The sequence below is a fragment of the Desulfosoma sp. genome (assembly GCF_052743555.1).
The window spans coordinates 98,696-117,021 of record NZ_JBRAHS010000004.1; the positions used below are offsets into that span (position 1 = coordinate 98,696).

Sequence of the window (18,326 nt, forward strand, 5' to 3'; positions counted from 1 at the left end):
AAATCACTCCGTAGACTTCCCCAAAGTGTGCGGCACGGGATCGAAGCCGCCGGGATGCCAGGGATGACACTTGAGAAGCCTACGGCCTCCCAGCACCACGCCGGCCACAAGGCCGTGCCTTTCAATGGCCTGATACATGTAAGCGGAACAAGACGGGTAAAATCGGCAGTGGGCTCCAAGGAAGGGCGACAGGCACACTTGATAGACCCTTAGAGCATACAAGACCAGGCGTTTCATCATGCCATTCGTAAACCGCCTTTTTTCAAGCATTCCCTGAAAAGGTCGGCCATGCGCGCTGGGGTCACCGTTTCGGCGCCGGGGCGGGCGATGACCACAATGTCCAGGTTCGGCAGCGGCAGGGTGTGCTTGGCATGCCGAAACCATTCTCGAAGGCGTCGCTTGATGCGATTCCTCGTGACCGCTTTCCAGTATCTTTTCTGGATCACAAGCCCCAGGCGATGGTGCAGCAGTCTGTTGGGCGCCACATTGAGCACAAAGGCACCGCACGAAAGTCTCCGCCCCTCGCTTTTCACCCTCAAAAATTCCGAACGCTTTCTCAGGCGCTCCTCAGGACGAAAGGATAGGGGACGACATCTCTTTGTGGCCGGCACGACCGCCCCGTGTCCAGAACGCATCACACGGACAGACGTTTGCGTCCCTTAGCCCGTCTCCGGTTGATGACGGCTCGGCCCGACTTGGTGGCCATGCGGACGAGAAACCCGTGCGTGCGTTTGCGACGCAAATTGTGAGGCTGAAATGTGCGTTTCATCGACCTTTCCTTCCCCTTTTTTTCTATGAGTCAACCCGGAGGCGCTTGCTTCAACAGACCATGGCGCTTCAGGTTTCTTCTCGGCGCGCATTCCGGACGCGAATTGTTGCTTATAGTCAAGCCCCCGATGCCTTGTCAAGCGCCCCGTCATAGGGTTGGCAACGGAAGGGTTCGCCAGGAGTCGGCGTTTTCAGGGCAGGGTACCGCGAGGGGGGAACAATGAGAGCCCGAGGTCTAAAGCCATGCGCCGGCGCACCTCATTATCATCCAAAGCGGCCACTCGGCCATGATAATCCCAAGCAAAGGGGGTGGCGAGCCACCAGATCAAAGCCGCTGGTTCTTCCACAGGCCGTAGGAGGCCGAGACGCTGATAAGCCCGAAATTTTTCTACGTCCGGGAAACGTTCTGGAGGCATGAGGCGTATCCGTTCTTGCATGGCCGTATCCACAATGCCGGGGTAGAGCAGATGCACGCGAAGATTCGGGCAGGCTCTGTGGGTTTCCTCGGCAAGGGTTTTGCCAAAGTGGACCAGGCCGGCCTTGGCGGCGCAGTAAGCGCTCCACCCGGCCACAGGGTGTGCGGCGGCGCCGCTGGAAGTCATGATCAACACCCCTCGGCCGGCCTCGACCATGCCCGGCAGGAACGCTCGAACCATGTGAAAGACTCCTGTGAGGTTGACGGCAAGGTTTTTTGCCCATTCTTCGGGGGAAACGGTCCATGTGTCGCCCACAGGGTCAATGACGCCCGCGTTGGCCACCACAATGTGCGGCGGGCCGGCCATGGAAACGACCTGGTCCGCCAGTCGCGCCACATCGCTCCACACAGAAACATCCCCCACCATGGCCTCCGCCTGCCCACCGCCCGCGCGAATGGCCTCACACGCCGCCTCAATGTGCGCCGATGTTCGAGCCACAAGAATGGTTCGTGCTCCGGCACGCGCCAGGCATAGAGCGGCGGCGCGGCCGATGCCTCGACCGGCCCCGGAAACAACCGCCACCTGCCCGTCCAAACGGGCACTTTTCGGCATCATGGCCTCTTGCATAGGCGAACTCCTCGTGATAGGCACCCCCGTCCATCCGCGGCGGATTCGAAAGGAACGCAGGCTCGCCAGACCAGGTGCGGCAACAGGATGCTGTTCTGCCGCCATTTCATGGTTTTCGGCAGAACGGGACGCCCGGTGGGCACTCCGCCACTGTTCCACGTGGAACACCCATAGGTCATAATACGCGCCCCTTTTCTCCCTTCGGGTTCCATGCTAGCGTCTTGGGGATGCGATGAGCCCCATCCGTCCTCGACAACCCATTGCCCAGGAGGGTCCATACCATGAAGAGCCATCGCCAGGAACTCTGGATGCACGTCCCGTCCCGAAGAGGTTTTGTGAACATTACACCCCAAGTGGAAGAGGCTGTTCGGGCCAGCGGCGTTCAGGAAGGTTTGGCACTGGTCAACGCCATGCATATCACCGCCTCGGTCTTCATCAACAACGACGAGCCCGGCCTGCACCAGGACTACGAGCAATGGCTGGAACAACTCGCTCCCCATGAACCCGTGAGTCGCTACCGACACAACCGCACCGGCGAAGACAACGGCACGCCCACCTCAAGCGCCAGATCATGGGCCGAGAAGTGCTGGTGGCCATCACCGGCCGTCGTCTGGACTTGGACCCATGGGAACAAATCTTTTACGGCGAATTTGACGGACGCCGGCGTAAGCGCGTCCTTATCAAGATCCTCGGCATTTGACAGCGCCCATGGACCCCGAACGTGGCCTTTCCGGCGCGCTATTTTTTTCAGCCCAGGGTCCTCACCAACCCATCAGAGCCTTTCCAGGTGCTCGGGAGGATCTGAGCCGGCCGGGCGAATCTTTCGTTGCACCTCTTGCCTCAGGTTGTCCCTTTCGAGGGCCGTGAGCTCTCGCATGGGTTCCAGCACTTCAAGCGGTGCTTCTGTGTTTCCGTACAGCGTCAGTCCCGTCAGAATCCCGCGCCTCTTGGTCACGATTCGAGACTGCATCCATCCCCCATCGCCGATGACCACGGCAAAACAAAAGGAGCCGTACACCGTCTCAAGGATGCGGGCTCTCCTCGCAGGACCGTCGGTCAACACCGTCACCTGCCCTTCCTTGAGCTGCTCCGGGTCCCAGACTGTATCCTCGAGGACCGTGAGGCCTTCAATGCGGATTTCCCTTTTCACCACGGGGCGCCGCACCCTTAAGGCCACATATTCAAGTACCGTGCGATGATTGGCTTCGTCCACGGGAGAAAATCCATGGTATTGAAGGTCTCCGTGGGAATGAATCCAACCGTTGATGAGCCGGCCCGCGCCCAGCTCTTCCTGAAAAGCGAGCAGATCCCCCGTCTCCAAACGCGTGTACTGCAGCAGATTGGCGGCATTGCGAGGCAGCCCGATGTCCGTGATGACTTCGGGACGTGCTTCTTCACCCAAGGTCAACCCGTACCATTCATAACTTTCCCCGAAAAGTTCCCGCACCACTGCGGAAACGGCGAAAGCCTTGTCTCGCGCATACCCGGTCATGTGCACGCAATCCGGCAGGCTGCCCAACGGCACTTCCAGTAAGGCAGACCTCATGAGATTGGAGAGCTTCTTGAGGCGCATCCCCCCGGTCCTTCCTCAAGTCAAGGCTGCCTTGACGTGCATGGCGTTCACCTCGTAGTCCCCCGTGTGTGTTCCCGGCAAGGAAAACAAAGGATCCAGAAGCACTCGATGCAAAATGCTGGTGAGTCCCCGTGCTCCCACCCCTTCCTGCTCGGCGCGTCGCGCCACTTCTAGTACCGCTTCATCCGTCAATCGCAACCGAATCCCCCACGCTTCAAAATCCTGTACAAAAGCCTGCAGGGGACTGTCCTCGCTTTTCATGAGAATATCCTTTAAGTTCGACGTGGTCAGCGAATTGAACACCACGCGCACAGGCAATCGGGCCATGAGCTGCCTCTCCATGCCGTAGCGAACCAAATCGTCCGGCAATAAATACTCGCGCCACAAACCCTTCAGCCCCTGTCGTTCCATGCGTTGCCGCACGATCTCTTCCAAACCCTCAAAAGCTCCACCGGCAATGAACAGCACATGGCGCGTGGACAAAGTCAGGCGGTCTCTGCCCCATTCAATGGTGTTTTCCATGCCTTCAAGAATCTTGAGGAGGCCCTTTTGCACGCCCTTACCCGAAACATCCTTTGTCAGCGTCTTTTCTGAGGCGATTTTGTCGATCTCGTCCAGGTACACCATCCCGGTTTGCGCCGTCAAAGTGTGCCCACCTCCCGAAACCAAAAGGTCCACCAAAATGTCCGAGGCGCTTTGCCCCACATAGCCGGTCTCGCTGAATTTGGTGAGGTCTTCCACCACAAAGGGCACACCCACCAATCGAGACGCCACTTCACACGAGTAGGTCTTGCCGCAGCCGGTCGGGCCCACAATCAAAATGTTGGCTTTGGGCGTTTTGACCCTTTGCAGGGCCTTTTCCACATCACCACCCTCCTGGCTCGCCGCGTCCCGAAGGGCCGTGCCCAGTCGCCGGTAGTGATAAGCGATGGCCGTGGCCAGAATCTTCTTGCCCCGCTCCTGTCCGATGACAAAGCGATCCATTTCCGCCTTTAATTGCGACGGCGTCTTGTCAAAGCGGGTGATGTGCTCCACGGTTTGCAAAGTCTTGCGGTCCCGCACACCATCCATCTTTTCCTGGATTTTCCATCGACTTTCAGGAGCCAGGGGTTCCGCCATCACGCATCTCCTTGCCTCGGCACTTCCCGGCATAGTAGCGGTAAAGGAACGCAAAACTGTGTCGAGAAAGTCTTGCCGTCGGTATGGTGGATTTCAGGGCATAAAGCGGACGGCTCAGCAGAAGGTCCGCGCGCGAGGCTGCCCATGGAAGGTATGGGCTGTCGATGCGCTTCAGCAGTTCCATGACACAAAGAAAGCTGTGCGGATCCACAAGGGCAAACAGCGCACCGTCCGCCATGTTTTTTCGTATCTCGCCCTGCCTAAAAGCCTGGGCCACCGTGTGATCCACGGGTTCTTAATCCAGCGCGAGCAAAAGATCTTTCCGGGCGCAGGTGGTCGCGTTCCAGGATCCTCACCAGCCTTGTGAAGCTGTTCGGTTCAAAGGCCGTCGGCCCTGTCTCCCGAGCCCTGTGTTGCTTGATCCGATCTCTCTTGTGCCTAGGCCCAGGCGTTGGTGACGGGAATGTTTTCCAAGAGCCGTGCATCTTGCGCAGAAACCCTCAGATCGTCGAAATGAATCTCGCGCTCCATGCCGCTCAGCCGATCCAGACTGTGATAGCCGTTTCTTTTTCTGGCGTCGTAGCCGTGATACAGGGCGTTGAGTCCGTCCTCGATGGACCGAAAGATGTCTGGTGCGCTGAACGTTCGTCCCCGCGGCGAACGCCCGAGGCAAATCCTCTGCCACGGCTGATGGCGCGGAAGTAGCGGATGCTTGTATTTTTCCACCACGACAGGCCACAAGTCCATGGTGGACACCGCCACGCGGCAGTCCGCAAAAAGGTAGAGCCGCTGGTAATAATCCATGAGGGCGTAGCGGCCCGTCCTTTGGTAGACCACTAATGCTCCATCAAAGGGTCTATGAAAAAAACCAAATCCTTGGACTTCCAGCGCCCCCTGAGTCAACACATACAAGATCAAAGCCCGCGCCGGCACAGGCAAATGGGCAAACAAACGCATGCTCTCTCGAATCCGGCTGTGCTGGGCAAGGACCATTTCTTCCCACTGCCTGGTCAATGCCGCCTCCACAGCTTCCATCAATTCATGCACTGAAACCCTTTGCCCTGAGTCCTCCTCCATGACGTTTTCGGGGGCCCACGTCGTCCGCGCCTTCACAACTTCATGGAGAGCCCCCATCTCCTCGGCCCACCGAAAGTATCGCGTCGGCACGGGCACCTTTTGCGCCAACCAGGCCGCCAGGGCCGCCGCCCTGTTTCGCGCCGACTTGATGTTGGACGGGACCCGCACGAACCGGGGAAGCACTTCAAAAAGGAGCATCTGCATATGCTGGGCATCGAAACTCAAGACCCCTGGCCTTTGAGTCGTGCGCAGGTCTCGAAACCATGCCCTACGTCGCTTTCAGGCCAAGTGAGGAAAAAGCTCAAGAGCGTGTCGCACCACATCCGCCTAGGGCACAGTCTCCACGTAGACGGTGCCTTCATGCCAGATCATCCGCGGCCCGAAGGCAAGGTCGCCCCCCCTGTTCGGCAGCCCCGGAGGATGGCTCAAACGCGGTCAGCTCTTCAAAAATCTGTGGATCCATGGGACAGGGAAGGAACATCCGTTCCCGGTCCAAGAGAGCAACCTCAATGTTGTCGAAAAAGCGCGCCCCTCGAGTGGTCCGCCGGCGGCCATTCCCGGTCGCTTCACCCTTTGGGGCTCCCCCTTCTTGAGGCCTCAGGGCCCTTACGGCCACGTAATAATATTTTTCGCCTTCCTCCGTCTCCTCCACTCGCGCTCTTTCCAAGGGATCACCTTCCGCAGGCCGCCCGGCGCACAACAGCACACCGTTTTCCATCTGAAACACGATTTCCTCCAGAATTTCTCGTTCCTCCACCGAAAGATCCTGACGCGACAGCACGGCATGCACAAGCTCTTGCAAGGTTCGGCCTTCGTAGGTTCCCGGCTCAAACAGTTCCAAAAGGCCTTCGGCCGCCTGACCCGGAAGCACCTCCACCACCAGCGGCACCGGAAGTTTGCGCGATGCCCTATCCTTGTCTTCCTCCAGGTGAAGCTTCATAACGCACCTCAAGTTTGTGGGAATTTTTTAATATTGAGACATGGATTTTTCAGAAGTCAAAAGGCCGAGCCGTCCGAAACACTCTCTGGAGGCTCTCTGGAAGCTCGTCCAAAAACACCTTCAGTAGGAACGCCGCAAGCCGCCATGCCTTATCGTGCCGTGCGCCGCTCCTGCTGAATGCAACAAGAAGAGCCCCAAAAAGCCATTCTCCGACAAGCTCTCAAGCTGCGCTTCAGAAAAAAGGGACAAGACGGCCGCATCCGAACGGAGTGTTCGTAGAGCGCCCAGGTTTTTAAGCGCTCACGGTCTGTGCTCGTCAACGGCCGAGACAATAGCTCGAACCCGCGGGTGATTTTGCAGGGTTTTCATCGGGAAAGGCAATTTTCGACGCCAGTTGGGGTGTTCATGGACCGTTCCCGGCACATTGACCTGCTCGGTCATGCCGGAGAGATCTTCCAAAGACACGGCCAAGAGTTTTGATCCGCAGGCTGCCAGATAACGATAAAGCGCCGCCGCTCGTGAATGAGCACGGCAGTGTTCCTTCGCCGCCCTTTCCTTTGACATGCAAAGAGGTTCTTCCTGATGTCCCCAGGAACGCAAAAGAACACGCAACGCCTTTTTATCCGCGACCCGTCGTCGCGCCAACCCCTTGCGAACCTGAGGACTAGGGTAGAGCTGAAGACGCCTTCGAAGCCGTAAGTCCGTTCCCTGCCAAAAGCCTTCCAAAGTGGGAAGATCATGGGTGGCAAAAGAGACCATGGAATATAAAGGGTAGTCCTGCGGTGAAGGAAACGATCCGTCTTCGCTTCTTTCAAACAAACACAGCCGACAACCAAAAAGACCACGCTCGGCCATGGCCTCTCGAATCCGTTGCGGCACGGTTCCCAGATCCTCACCCACAATGAGGCACTGATTTCTCTCGCTCTCCAAAAGCACAATGCCCAGCAGATCTTCCAATGGATAGCGCACATAGGCTCCGAAGCGCGCGTCTTTTCCTGCCGGAATCCAAAACTGCCGCATCAGCCCCATGACATGATCTATGCGCAGAGCGCCGAATTCCCTCATGTTGGCGCGCACCATGGCCACAAAGGGTTCATAAGCCTCGTCCCTGAGCCTTTGCGGCACCATGGGGCAAACGCCCCATTCTTGTCCTACGGGGTTGAAGGCGTCCGGCGGCGCTCCCAGACGCACATTCAGGGCATACACGTGAGGATCCAGCCAGGTGTCCAGCCCGGCCGGGTCCACACCCACGGGCAGATCTCCATAAATCCCAACGGCCAAACCCCTCTCCCATGACCGATGCCCGCAGGCTGCCAGCTGCTCTCGAGCGATCCACGCCACGTATTGATGAAGGGTTACGGCGTCTCGGTGTTCCAACGCAAACCGTCGCACCGCCGTGCTTGTCTTGTCTTGATATGCCTTCGGCCAAAGAGTCCATCCCCACACGGCGGCGTTGATCCTTCGAAAATGGGCGTCCAGAGCGTGAAAGACGCCGTAGTCTTCCAGATCCTGCCCTCCCTGGCTCACAAAGCCCTGAAAACTTCGGGCCCGCTCAGATCCCCTTCTCAGATGATGCTCACAAAAATGTTGAAAGAGCCTCTGCAAAGCTTCGCGTTGCAAAGCCCACACACGCCCGTAGTCCACCAGCGACGAGTCCCGGGCCGCACGGCACGCCTCCTGAAAGTCCCTTTGCCCGCACCAGCGGCGCACCTCTTCGCATTCCGCAAATTCCGGAACGGCTTCTACGTCGATATACCAAGGCTGCAGGTATCGGCGGCTGGACGGCCCGTAAGGACTCACCTTGGACGGATCTTCCGGAAACAAGAGGCACAGAGGATTGATGCCCACAAAGGAGGCACCAAGGTCGGCCGCCCAATCGATAAGCGTCTTCAGATCGGAAAAGGAACCAATTCCCCAGTTTCTTGCTGAGCGCACACTGTAAAGCTGCCCAGTAATGCCCCACACCTTTCCGTCCCCTCGCAAGGCTTCCGGCAGGTAGGCCCGGCGCGGGACGATGATCAGGCGCTGCCGCGCCGTTACCTCCCCACGAGGCCCATGCAGGTGCACCTCCAGGTCATGATACCCGCAGGCCACGGGTTCCCAAAGATACAGAAGGCGCCGAAGACATGGCTTTCCCAAGAATCCCCGGTCCTCCACGCTGGACACTGCCGAAAGGAATCCCTCCCCCTGAGCTTCCGATCCATCTTCACGCCGAAGGTGCCATCGATATCGACCATAAGCCAAGGATTCCGGAACAGTGAGGCCAACGACCACGGGGTGTATTCCCTCGGATACAACCTGCACGGGATCCACCACGGCCCGGCAGGCCCTTTCACAAAGGTCATCCAAGACGTCCAGCAGGTCATTTGGGCTCTGCGCCGGATAGCCAAGAGCTGCAAGGAGGGCCTCGAGCGTCTCCTCATTCACGTCATGGCGCTGGCCCCACCCGTCTTCATAGCGCGGTTCAATCCCGCACAGCGCGGCCACGCGTCTCAAGAGCGCTCGATCGCCCCTCAGCGTCTTTTCCAAAAGCTCCTCCGTTCGCCATGTCCATGGGACCACTGTCTCGTCCTACGGGTCTTGCGCATCAAGACTCACAGAGCAGCAGCGGTGGATCGTACAAATCCGGAGGGTTCACTCCCAGAAGCTGCATCAGTGTGGCTGCGATATTGGTGAGTCCTGGGTCTTTCACGTTGGGGTCAAACCGCATCTTCACCCCTGGAGACCCACTGTAGACGATGAACCAGACAGGGTTCAGAGTATGCGCCGTTTTGGCTTTGGGTTCCCCATTGAGATGGCGCTTGACTCGGCCCGTCTTCTTATCGATTTCATACATCTCGTCGGCATTGCCGTGATCAGCTGTGACCAAAAGAAGGCCTTGAGCCTCCTGCACTGCCTTGATGATCCTACCGAGACAGAGGTCCACCGTTTCTACGGCCACGATTGCCGCTTGATACACGCCCGTATGGCCCACCATGTCGCCGTTGGCAAAGTTCAGGCGCAGGAAATCATAGCTTTTGGACGCGATGTCCTGGACCACTCGGTCGGTGATCTCCGCCGCCTTCATCCAGGGTCTCTGTTCAAAAGGCACGCGTTCTGAGGGAATTTCCACATACGTTTCCAAGGCTTCATTGAACTTTCCCGAACGGTTTCCATTCCAAAAATAGGTCACATGCCCGAATTTTTGTGTTTCACTGATCGCCAGCTGCTTGAACCCCTCGGCGCAGAGAAATTCACTGACCGTTTGCTCAATGTGCGGCGGTTCTACGAGATAACTCTTGGGAATATGTAAGTCTCCATCGTATTCCATCATGCCCGCGTAGGCCACCATGGGGTAAGGCTCTCGAGGAAACTTGTCAAAATCCCCTTCTTCAAAGGCCCTGCTGATTTCAATGGCCCTGTCCCCTCGAAAATTGAAGAAAATCACCGCATCGCCGTCCCTTATGGGTCCGATGGGCCCATGGGCATCCGCAATAACGAAAGGCGGTAGGTCCTGGTCGATGACGCCGGGGATTTCCTTGCGATAGGTTTCGATGGCTTCCACGGCCGAGGCAAAAAAACGGCCTTCCCCGGCCACATGGGTCTTCCAGCCTCGAGCCACCATGTCCCAGTTGGCCTCATATCGGTCCATGGTGATCACCATGCGACCGCCCCCGCTGGCGATACGGTAGTCCACACCGGCTTCTCGGCGCAAGGCCTCAAGAAAGGCCTCAAAAGGCACCACATATTCCAGCGCCGAGGTTTCACCGACATCACGTCCGTCCAGAAGAATGTGCAACCGGCTGCGGGGAATCTTTTCCACAAAGGCGGCCTGTTCCAGCATTCTTTTTAAATGGTCCAAATGACTGTGCACGTTGCCGTCGGAAAAGAGCCCGATAAAGTGAAGCGTGCCATGGTTTTCTCGACAATAATTCATCAGCCTTTGCCAGGTCTTGCCCTGAAACAGCCGTCCTGTGGCCAGAGCTTCATTCACCAACCGAGCCCCCTGAGCATAAACTCTGCCCGCCCCCATGGCATTATGGCCCACTTCCGAATTGCCCATGTCCTCGTCACTGGGCAGTCCCACGGCGGTTCCATGGGCTTTGAGCAACGTGTAAGGACAGTGGGCCAAAAGCCAGTCCAGGTGAGGGGTATAAGCATTGGCCACAGCGTTGCCTTCTGTGTGGGACGCGCAGGCGATGCCGTCCATAATGACCAACACCAGAGGGCGAGGACCGTTCCTCGGCAAAAGATGCTTCGCTTTCATGGGCTCCTTCCTCACGTTGGGTGCCTCACGGCACCCCATTCCCAGCAACTTTACGGCCCTTACGACTTTACGGTGCGGCCTGACCTTGCTCACTCTGGTCGAGCCCCGTGGACGCAGAACGCTTACGCGGCTGGCGACGCTTCCTCACGCCGCCTCCCCGGATCGCCGCTACCGCTCCTTCCACACCGGCGCGCGCTTTTCCAAAAAGGCCTTGACGCCTTCTTTGGTATCTTCCGTGGTGCACAACCGAGCAAACACCTCGTTCATGTACTCAAATGCTTTGTGGTATTCCATGTCTGCGGCCGTGTAAAAACCTCTCTTGGCAATCTGCACCGCAATGGGACTTTTTTGCGCCAATACAGCCGCCCAATCGTGGGCGGCCTTATCCAACTCCTCCGGGGGCACAACTCGATTGACGAGCCCTCGCGCCAGGGCTTCCCTGGCATCCAGCAGCTCTCCATAGAGGAGCATTTCCAGCGCCGTTTTCCTCCCGACGGATTTGGACACAGGAATCACGGGGCCCACACAGTTCAAACCCACGTTGATGGCCGTCAGCCCTAATCGAGCCGTTTCCGCAGCTATGGCCAAGTCACACGCCGCGACAAGGCCCGCGCCGTTGGCCGCGGCCACGCCGTGCACTTGCGCGATCACAGGCTTGTTCATCTCGCTGATGGTCACCAAAGGGGTCTCCATACGCTGAATCCATGCCCGCAGTTCCATGGGCGACTTGCCGCTCAACTCACTGACATCAATGCCGGCGCAAAAGTGCTTGCCCGCACCCTTGATCACCACCACACGCACCGCGGGGTCAGCGTCCAATGTCTTCAAAGACCGGGTCAACTCTTCGGCCAGCGGTGTCGTGAAAGTATTTAGTTGATTGGGTCGATTTAGGGTGATGGTCGCCACGTAATCCGAACGGATGTCCACCACTAGGGTCTCGTAGGTCATGGTCGTCTCCTCCCTCTTGCGTTGAACAATGCTCTCAAAACCCCTGAGCATTCCTTCGCCTTCAGTGGGTGCCCGGTGTCGACCGTTGTCCACCCATCCGCTTTTTCTAGACCGCAGCCGAGACCCCCTACCTCATCCCATACCCTCGAGGTCTTTCTCCCAGCACCACGGTGACGCGGTCTCGGTCGCCTTCCCAATGGACCACATCCAAGGCCACCTTGTCCCCTGGCCGATAGCGCCGCAAAATCCTCATGAAATCTTCCGTGCTTTCCACCGCTTGCCCCTCTATGCTCACAATGATGTCGCCACCAACAACAATAATGGTATTCCCCACCTGGACTCGAGTCTTTCCGCCCCGCAGACCTGCCTTATCCGCCGGACCGCCGGACACCAGCTCCACAATCATGGCCCCCCGGAACACCCTGAGCTTTAGGGCTTCGGCGAAATCGGGAAAGAGTGTCATGAGGGTGGCTCCAATCCACGGGTAACTGTAGTAGCCCTTGTCGATGAGTTCTCGAACCACCTGTTTCACCGTATCGATGGGGATGGCGAAACCTATTCCCACATTAGCGCCTATGGGGCTGAAGATCGCCGTATTCACACCGATCATGAATCCCGAAGAGTCGATGAGCGGGCCACCCGAATTCCCGGGATTGATGGAGGCGTCCGTTTGAATGATGTCCTCCACCAGTGCACCGCCTGGCGCCCTCAGGGTTCTTCCAACGGAACTGACAACCCCCGTAGTGAGGGTTTGCCCCAACCCAAAGGGGTTCCCGATAGCCAAGACTTTCTGTCCCACCTTTAGATCCTTGGAAGTGCCCATGGGAATGACGGTCAAATCCTTCTTGGGCGCATCGATTTTCAAGACGGCGACGTCGCTGTTGGGGTCGGACCCGATGAATTTGGCGGCGTATTTCTTGCCGCTATAAAGAGTGACTTCCAGCTTTCTCGCATCCTCAATGACATGATGGTTGGTAAGAATATAGCCTTTTTCATCGATCACCGAGCCGGACCCTGCCCCTTGGCGGGGCACGATATTGAAAAAAAAGTCCCGTTCGAGTACGGTGCTCGTGATGTTCACCACACCTCGAGAAAGCCTTTCATACAGTTCGATGTTGTTCTTTTCGTCTTCTGTAAGGCTCCAAGCCATGTGAGGGATCACCACCATCACGCTCAGCCCCACAACCCACGCCTTCCAAAGTCGCTGTCGCATCCCTGTCCACCTCCAGTGCCTGGGGCGCTTTAGCTTTCATTGTCCCAGCGGAAGCCTGCCCCTTCGCAAATTCGCTTCTCAAAGCCCTCGAGCACTCCGAAGTTCACGCTCCATGGAATCCCTCGACTGCATTCTAAGAGCCTGTCCGAGAATAGCTTTTGGGGGTCGTTTTGCTGCATTCTGTAGGAGCGCCGCAAGGCGCGATCAGGCATCGCCGCTTGCGGCGCTCCTCCTGCAGGTGTTCTCGTACGGGCTTCTTGAGGCCGTCATAAAACCCTTTGCTCCCTTGTGCCGAGAAAGGTATTCTTTGGAGTGTGCAGTTTGTAAGGGAGACTGTCCTGTGCCACGAATTCTCTTGCAAGCTAACAAAAACCCCGCTCTTAAGCAAACGGCAAAGGGTTGCATGTTCCGATCCGCCTCAAGGGTCGCCATCCATTTTTTCCGCGCAGCAATGCGCTGGATGCAAACCGCCTGTCCATGGAACCTCATGGCCGCCGTCTTCGCCCTGCATCTTGCGGCAGGGATGCTGATCAAAGGGTTTTTCGATCCGCATCATTTGGAGCGGCTAGTGCCCTTGTCGGCCCTGGCTCTGGGGCTGGGATTTTGTCTTTGGGCACACACCCACAACCAGAAAGCTCATCAAACGTATTGGATGCGCCTCGTTCCAGACGTTCTTTACGCCTTCTTTATCGCCGCCATGTCTCATCAACCATTGACCGGCGTTCGACTTCCCGTCTCGGCGAATCTCTTTCATCCCGTGGAATATGCCTGTTTGGCCATGTTGTGGGGTTGGTTTTGCCTTCCGGTGCGTGCACGGCGCGGTTCCTTGGCCTTTGGAGGGTGGGTTTTTTTTGCCCGGCATTCTTTTTGCCCTGAGCGATGAATGGCATCAGAGCTGGGTTCCTGGAAGGTTCTGCAGCGTGTGGGATGTGGTTCTCGATGCCATCGGGCTTTGTGCCGGTATGGCTGCCGTGACGGCCTTGTCCCATTGGGCGCCCTTGTGGCATCCCGCCCGCCGACACGAACCCGATCAGGATTGGACAAAGGCTAGTGTCACCGCGAGAAGCCCATGAGCATAGAGTCCGGCGGCCACATCATCGGCCACAATGCCCAAGCCCCCCTTCAGTTGCCGATCCAAGGCACAGACCGGCCAGGGCTTAAGGATATCCATGGCGCGAAAGTACAAGACGGCATAAGCCATTGTCAGGGCTGTGACCGGCATACCCAGCGTGGTGAACAGGAACCCGATCAGCTCATCGATCACCACTTCTCGAGGATCCTTGCGGCCCAGGCTCTTTTCCGCTTCTTCGGCAACCCAGCAGGCCCCGAGAAACAAGAGCCCAAGCAGCAGGCTCGCCCACGCGTGCGGCAACATGGACAAAACCCATGCCCCAGGAATTCCTGCACCTACGGTGGCTACGGTGCCTGGAGCCAAAGGGGCCTCGCCCAAGCAACCCAAACGAGCGATCCTCAGGGCGAAGGACGTCTTCGAAAGTTGCGTGTCTGCCAAACACCTTGCCAAAATCTTCCAGCCCCCTATTCCAAACCGCCACGATCGGCCTTGGGGCACGTTCTAAAAAGAGATGTCGTGCGCCAAGGGCTTTTTCATTTCGAGGTCTTTCATGAACGAGAACCGGCACCCTGAGGCAAAGACCCCTGAATCCACTTTTCAAATCATTCATCCCAGCGAGTATGCCTCTTACGGCATCAACCCGCAAGACATTCCCATGGGAACCTTTGCCGCCCATGATCACCCGTCATTTCTTATGAGCCGCTATGGCGGCAACGCCTACGGCTTTGGCCTGGTGGAACAAAACAAGCTTAGTGGCGACGACTACGACTTTCTCGAACGCATCGACTTGAACGATCGTCAGAGCATCATTCGCCACGCGGATCGGCTGAACAATATATACAAAAAGCTGGGCCTTCTCATGCGCTTTTCCAACCAGGGCACACGCTACTACCTTATTCCCATCAACCTTGTGGCCCAATCCGTTCAGGACGTGCGCGTCAAGGCTGAAGCGGTGGAAAGGGTGATCGCCGACCACGCGCGGGCCACAAGGTCGGAACGCCTGGATGTCGCCCTTTTTACGACCGGCAAAGACCTGATTGCCCATGATCTGGCGGCTCGACTTTCCAATCACAGGCTTGCGATTCTTGATGACATTCGAAAATTGCGGGCGTGGCGCAGCTCTTTCGATGTGGCTGTCTTTCCTCGCGACCCCTACGAATACCTCATCGGGCAACCCCTTCCCAAGCCGCAACAATCGGCGCGTAAAAAGAGACGCCTGTTCCGGTACGCCGGCTATGTGGCGGGAAAAATTTACGACCTTTTGGAACCCGGCGGAAGGATTCTGGTGCTTGCGGACTGCCCACGGTGTATGGCCGACGCCGGTCATTACCCTGTGGAATTCCTCTCGGAGGAAGAATTTAAGAAATTTTTGCTCTTTGCCCACATTTTCAAGACGCATCAACGCTATAGTTCACGGGAGCATCCCGTTTCCGTCCATCCCCTGGATTTTCATTTCTATGTGCACCATGATCCCATCACCGTCGACTTCGCCCAGGAAACGCTCGGCGTGCCGCACCCCCTTGATCTTTCCTTAACGGACATCGACCGCTTGCCGCACCTGAGTCACCCCCTGCCGTTCCCCTATCGAAAGGGGGGGGCATGCCCTGGGAAAAAGCCTTCGCCCCCTATTTTGACATGCGCCTCCTGGATGCCATCACCACCTGGATGCCTTCCCCAGGTTGGCTCAACCGGTTGCGCGTGCATGAAGAGGCCTGGCCGAAGAATGTCGGCGTGTTCACCGGCATGCCGCGTCCCCTTTCCGTGTCTCGCCAGGAAGTCGAAGAAAGTGCCAAGAAAAGCGGCATGATGGGATGCCATGCCACATTGACGGCATCCTATCGCAATTCCTTTCGTTATGTGGCCGACGTTTTGCGAGCGCTCATTCAGATTCGCGACGGCCAGCTTGACCAGGTGGGGGAGGTGGAACGGGACCGCTTGATCAACCCTTTTCGGCGCAAGGAATTGAGTGAGCAGGCTTTCTTGCCCGTTCGACAACTAATGCGGCAGCTGGACAAACTGTTGGCCGTGGAAGAAACCCTTAACCCGGACCACCTTGAAGGCCCTTCGACACCTCTATTGGAAAATCTGGAAAAGCTCTCGCTGCACGGGTTCACGCCCGCCCAACTCACAGAGATGGTTCTTATCGTCACGGGGCACAGCGCCATGAGCCGCATCGTGCTCGGCAAAATGCCCGCCAGCAACCTCAAACCCCTCACCGATGCGGCCGTCGACGCCCAAGTGGACACCGTCGTGGACAAACTGCGCATCTGCCGGCTGATGAGCGTCGCCGAGATTGCCGCTTCCTTCGGGCATCCTCTGACCCCCGTCCAGATCGACGAGGTGTTTCGCATCTATCACGATGCCGTGCGCGTGGCCACGAACCCGCAGATGGACTGGGACACCCTGGAAGACCAACGCATCAGTGAAATGGGCGGTGTGCAATACAAGGCCCTGCGGGAAATGCTCAAATTCTTTAACCTCTTCGACTTCCTCAATACCTGGCATGAATTTCTGGACAAAGGTTCCTTTGAACGGGAAGTGCTCTGCGACTACGATCCGGACAAGATCCGTCAGGTTGACCAGGTGCTGCAACTGGCCCACATGGTCGATCGCTTTCGATCCCGCCTTCACGACAGTTCTATACCCCGGCAACCTTTTTCTTTCGCCAGTTTCAGCAAACGGAATTTCACGGCACAGGCCATCTCTTTCCTTCCCTGGGCCCGGAATGCGGCTTGAAACTCCTTTGGGTGACGGTACAAGTGAGCCCCCATCGCATCATCAATTTCAATCCACTGCTGGCCGCCGTGGCCCCTGAAAAAAAGGCCCTTCGCCTGGAAAAGATTCGACAAGCTTTGGAAAACCTGCCCGTGGAAACCATGCCTTGGAAAGAATTGGACGACCTTAGAAAAACCCTGCTCAAAGGAAACCCGATTTTGCACAACTCGGGCCTACGACTGACCTACAACGCCGCCACCAAGTCCATCGACGTTTCCTATGTGGACGTGCAGGAGAACCTGGAACTCATCGAAAAGCTCTTGACGAAGTTTGAGTCCTGCAACCTTAAGGAGATGAGTCTGCAGGAGGTCACTCAGCTAGAACAGCTCTTTTCGGACATCTCCAGTTACAAGCAATACCTTTATGAGGAAGGGGGAAGTGGAGCCGATGTGCACCAGGAAGGGCCTCCCAGCCCGTCCCTCATGGGGTTGCGGCTCTCCAGCGTGGAAAACCGCATTCGGCACGTTTTTCTATCTCAAATCCTCGTCCCGAAGGAAATCTTCGATACGGTCCGTCTGCTGGTGGAACACTGCCCCAATGTGCTGCGGTTTGTCATGCCCGACTTGCATCGCCTGGGGCAACTCATCGAAAACCGACCCTCCCGAAAGCGCCAGTCGGTAGGCTCGTACATCATGCGCTGCCTTGAAAAATTTCAAGCCCTGATTCTCAAAGACAGAGAAAATTTTCAGGATCTCACCATCTATTACCAATGGCCACGCACGAATTCGGTCCCTTGGCGGCGGATGACATCGGGGCCAAACATCACCAGCTGGAAATCCTCGAACACTTTCTGGAACGCATCGACCAGGAACGGCCGGCTCTCACCCAAGCCTTGACGCTGGCCTTGCTTTTTCAGGATCTCGGTAAACTGGAAACCTTCACAGAAGAATCGAAAATTTTCGAACGCATCTGGACCCACGCCGAGCGCAGCGCCCGCATTCTGCAACAGAGCCGGACTCTAAGCCAATACGGCCTTTCCAAGGACCTGCAAGACCTCACACTGGAACTCATTCGCCACCACGGCCTCATCGGCCATGTCATTCAATGCTCGGAACCCATCACCGCCATTGAGCCTCTGACCCGAGCCAACGATCAGGATCTGCTGGACACCTTTGTCTTGCACGCCATCTTGGCGGCCGCTTCCGTGGAAGAGGGGCTCATGACGGAAGATCTTTTGGACCTTTTCTTGGAATACCGCCACGGATGCCTCCATGTGATCAAGACGGCTGGTTCCTGGCGTGCGTACTGTCGCGAGAAAATGCGCCACCTGGGGCAGGCGTCTTTCCAAGGATCGGATCCCGCTCTGCAACTGTTGCCTTTGACGCCCCCGGCTCAAGACCTTGCCCGAATCTATCCACAGGAAAGCGATGCAGACGACGCGCTGCTGTGGCGCGGACGCCAGATCGAAGCTTTTGAGCGGCTCTTGCGCCTCATGGGCATTCCGTGGGTGGATTTTCACGACCTGCAGCTGGCTTCCATGAACGTGCCCGTCGCTTTCATTCACCACCAAAAGGGACTATGAAGCGTCGGGTTACAACACTTCAACCACAAC

20 protein-coding genes and 1 pseudogene are annotated in these 18,326 nt (G+C 57.3%); 7 read left to right on the top strand and 14 right to left on the bottom strand.

Features of this window, described 5'->3' with window-relative positions; all coding sequences use genetic code 11:
- Positions 1–3 precede the first annotated feature (3 nt).
- The 4 genes from yidD to ACUVSA_RS03780 form a co-directional block, all read right to left on the bottom strand.
- Entirely contained in the window at positions 4–240 is a 237-nt protein-coding gene (gene yidD / locus ACUVSA_RS03765; RefSeq protein WP_445891928.1) for a membrane protein insertion efficiency factor YidD, read from the bottom strand.
- Positions 237–635, bottom strand: a complete 399-nt coding sequence (gene rnpA / locus ACUVSA_RS03770; RefSeq protein ID WP_445891949.1) for a ribonuclease P protein component — start codon at positions 633–635, stop codon at positions 237–239. The genes yidD and rnpA overlap by 4 nt, the downstream gene beginning before the upstream one ends.
- Entirely contained in the window at positions 635–769 is a 135-nt protein-coding gene (rpmH, locus tag ACUVSA_RS03775) for a 50S ribosomal protein L34 (protein ID WP_445891929.1), read from the bottom strand. Before rpmH ends, rnpA begins: the two co-directional genes overlap by 1 nt.
- A gap of 190 nt (positions 770–959) precedes the next feature.
- Positions 960–1,811, bottom strand: coding sequence for an SDR family NAD(P)-dependent oxidoreductase (locus tag ACUVSA_RS03780; RefSeq protein ID WP_445893840.1), 852 nt, complete (start codon positions 1,809–1,811; stop codon positions 960–962).
- 308 nt (positions 1,812–2,119) lie between these two features.
- On the opposite strand from ACUVSA_RS03780, the pseudogene ACUVSA_RS03785 reads away from it, so the two are divergent.
- A pseudogene (locus ACUVSA_RS03785) lies at positions 2,120–2,511 on the top strand (secondary thiamine-phosphate synthase enzyme YjbQ).
- 72 nt (positions 2,512–2,583) lie between these two features.
- Here ACUVSA_RS03785 and ACUVSA_RS03790 read toward each other — a convergent pair.
- From ACUVSA_RS03790 to ACUVSA_RS03830, 9 genes are all read right to left on the bottom strand, one after another.
- Positions 2,584–3,357 (bottom strand): hypothetical protein, encoded by a 774-nt coding sequence (locus tag ACUVSA_RS03790; protein WP_445893841.1) that lies wholly within the window; start codon positions 3,355–3,357, stop codon positions 2,584–2,586.
- A 42-nt stretch (positions 3,358–3,399) separates the two neighbouring features.
- Complete coding sequence (locus tag ACUVSA_RS03795) at positions 3,400–4,503, bottom strand: AAA family ATPase (protein WP_445893842.1); 1,104 nt, start codon at positions 4,501–4,503, stop codon at positions 3,400–3,402.
- A complete protein-coding gene (locus tag ACUVSA_RS03800) occupies positions 4,481–4,741 on the bottom strand; it encodes a hypothetical protein (RefSeq protein ID WP_445893843.1) in 261 nt (86 codons plus the stop codon). The genes ACUVSA_RS03795 and ACUVSA_RS03800 overlap by 23 nt, the downstream gene beginning before the upstream one ends.
- A gap of 200 nt (positions 4,742–4,941) precedes the next feature.
- A complete protein-coding gene (locus ACUVSA_RS03805; protein ID WP_445893844.1) occupies positions 4,942–5,805 on the bottom strand; it encodes a hypothetical protein in 864 nt (287 codons plus the stop codon).
- Positions 5,806–5,938: 133 nt separating this feature from the next.
- Positions 5,939–6,520 carry a hypothetical protein gene (locus tag ACUVSA_RS03810; protein WP_445893845.1) on the bottom strand — a complete coding sequence of 194 codons (582 nt, stop codon included), beginning with the start codon at positions 6,518–6,520 and terminating at the stop codon, positions 5,939–5,941.
- 300 nt (positions 6,521–6,820) lie between these two features.
- Complete coding sequence (gene malQ, locus ACUVSA_RS03815) at positions 6,821–9,007, bottom strand: 4-alpha-glucanotransferase (protein WP_445893889.1); 2,187 nt, start codon at positions 9,005–9,007, stop codon at positions 6,821–6,823.
- A 100-nt stretch (positions 9,008–9,107) separates the two neighbouring features.
- Positions 9,108–10,766, bottom strand: coding sequence for a 2,3-bisphosphoglycerate-independent phosphoglycerate mutase (gene gpmI / locus ACUVSA_RS03820; protein ID WP_445893846.1), 1,659 nt, complete (start codon positions 10,764–10,766; stop codon positions 9,108–9,110).
- Between the two features lie 168 nt (positions 10,767–10,934).
- Complete coding sequence (locus ACUVSA_RS03825; RefSeq protein ID WP_445893847.1) at positions 10,935–11,714, bottom strand: enoyl-CoA hydratase/isomerase family protein; 780 nt, start codon at positions 11,712–11,714, stop codon at positions 10,935–10,937.
- Between the two features lie 127 nt (positions 11,715–11,841).
- Entirely contained in the window at positions 11,842–12,927 is a 1,086-nt protein-coding gene (locus tag ACUVSA_RS03830) for a S1C family serine protease (protein WP_445893848.1), read from the bottom strand.
- A gap of 403 nt (positions 12,928–13,330) precedes the next feature.
- On the opposite strand from ACUVSA_RS03830, the gene ACUVSA_RS03835 reads away from it, so the two are divergent.
- Positions 13,331–13,810 carry a hypothetical protein gene (locus tag ACUVSA_RS03835; RefSeq protein ID WP_445893890.1) on the top strand — a complete coding sequence of 160 codons (480 nt, stop codon included), beginning with the start codon at positions 13,331–13,333 and terminating at the stop codon, positions 13,808–13,810.
- Positions 13,692–14,000: a VanZ family protein gene (locus tag ACUVSA_RS03840; RefSeq protein ID WP_445893849.1), complete on the top strand. Its 309-nt coding sequence runs from the start codon at positions 13,692–13,694 to the stop codon at positions 13,998–14,000. The genes ACUVSA_RS03835 and ACUVSA_RS03840 overlap by 119 nt, the downstream gene beginning before the upstream one ends.
- Here the strand turns inward: ACUVSA_RS03840 and ACUVSA_RS03845 are convergent.
- Positions 13,958–14,386, bottom strand: coding sequence for a phosphatidylglycerophosphatase A family protein (locus ACUVSA_RS03845; protein WP_445893850.1), 429 nt, complete (start codon positions 14,384–14,386; stop codon positions 13,958–13,960). The genes ACUVSA_RS03840 and ACUVSA_RS03845 overlap by 43 nt on opposite strands.
- A gap of 163 nt (positions 14,387–14,549) precedes the next feature.
- Here ACUVSA_RS03845 and ACUVSA_RS03850 point away from each other — a divergent pair, with 163 nt between their 5' ends.
- From ACUVSA_RS03850 to ACUVSA_RS03865, 4 genes are read left to right on the top strand one after another with little or no spacing between them, the layout of a single operon-like run.
- The gene (locus ACUVSA_RS03850; protein WP_445893851.1) at positions 14,550–15,806 is read left to right on the top strand and encodes a hypothetical protein; all 1,257 of its coding nucleotides are present in this window, start codon (positions 14,550–14,552) and stop codon (positions 15,804–15,806) included.
- Positions 15,803–16,735 (top strand): hypothetical protein, encoded by a 933-nt coding sequence (locus ACUVSA_RS03855; RefSeq protein WP_445893852.1) that lies wholly within the window; start codon positions 15,803–15,805, stop codon positions 16,733–16,735. Before ACUVSA_RS03850 ends, ACUVSA_RS03855 begins: the two co-directional genes overlap by 4 nt.
- 11 nt (positions 16,736–16,746) lie before the next feature.
- Entirely contained in the window at positions 16,747–17,610 is an 864-nt protein-coding gene (locus ACUVSA_RS03860) for a hypothetical protein (protein WP_445893853.1), read from the top strand.
- Positions 17,508–18,296 carry a hypothetical protein gene (locus tag ACUVSA_RS03865; protein ID WP_445893854.1) on the top strand — a complete coding sequence of 263 codons (789 nt, stop codon included), beginning with the start codon at positions 17,508–17,510 and terminating at the stop codon, positions 18,294–18,296. The genes ACUVSA_RS03860 and ACUVSA_RS03865 overlap by 103 nt, the downstream gene beginning before the upstream one ends.
- Positions 18,297–18,326: the final 30 nt, after the last annotated feature.

Bases quoted from the DNA above. Each gene is read 5' to 3' on its own strand.
- ACUVSA_RS03840 (WP_445893849.1), top strand. From the start codon at position 13,692: ATGCCTGTTTGGCCATGTTGTGGGGTTGGTTTTGCCTTCCGGTGCGTG.
- ACUVSA_RS03830 (WP_445893848.1), bottom strand. From the start codon at position 12,927: ATGCGACAGCGACTTTGGAAGGCGTGGGTTGTGGGGCTGAGCGTGATG.
- ACUVSA_RS03850 (WP_445893851.1), top strand. From the start codon at position 14,550: ATGAACGAGAACCGGCACCCTGAGGCAAAGACCCCTGAATCCACTTTT.
- ACUVSA_RS03795 (WP_445893842.1), bottom strand. From the start codon at position 4,503: ATGGCGGAACCCCTGGCTCCTGAAAGTCGATGGAAAATCCAGGAAAAG.
- ACUVSA_RS03835 (WP_445893890.1), top strand. From the start codon at position 13,331: ATGTTCCGATCCGCCTCAAGGGTCGCCATCCATTTTTTCCGCGCAGCA.
- ACUVSA_RS03780 (WP_445893840.1), bottom strand. From the start codon at position 1,811: ATGCAAGAGGCCATGATGCCGAAAAGTGCCCGTTTGGACGGGCAGGTG.
- yidD (WP_445891928.1), bottom strand. From the start codon at position 240: ATGATGAAACGCCTGGTCTTGTATGCTCTAAGGGTCTATCAAGTGTGC.
- ACUVSA_RS03810 (WP_445893845.1), bottom strand. From the start codon at position 6,520: ATGAAGCTTCACCTGGAGGAAGACAAGGATAGGGCATCGCGCAAACTT.
- ACUVSA_RS03825 (WP_445893847.1), bottom strand. From the start codon at position 11,714: ATGACCTACGAGACCCTAGTGGTGGACATCCGTTCGGATTACGTGGCG.
- ACUVSA_RS03800 (WP_445893843.1), bottom strand. From the start codon at position 4,741: ATGGCGGACGGTGCGCTGTTTGCCCTTGTGGATCCGCACAGCTTTCTT.
- rnpA (WP_445891949.1), bottom strand. From the start codon at position 635: ATGCGTTCTGGACACGGGGCGGTCGTGCCGGCCACAAAGAGATGTCGT.
- rpmH (WP_445891929.1), bottom strand. From the start codon at position 769: ATGAAACGCACATTTCAGCCTCACAATTTGCGTCGCAAACGCACGCAC.
- ACUVSA_RS03855 (WP_445893852.1), top strand. From the start codon at position 15,803: ATGATGGGATGCCATGCCACATTGACGGCATCCTATCGCAATTCCTTT.
- gpmI (WP_445893846.1), bottom strand. From the start codon at position 10,766: ATGAAAGCGAAGCATCTTTTGCCGAGGAACGGTCCTCGCCCTCTGGTG.
- ACUVSA_RS03790 (WP_445893841.1), bottom strand. From the start codon at position 3,357: ATGAGGTCTGCCTTACTGGAAGTGCCGTTGGGCAGCCTGCCGGATTGC.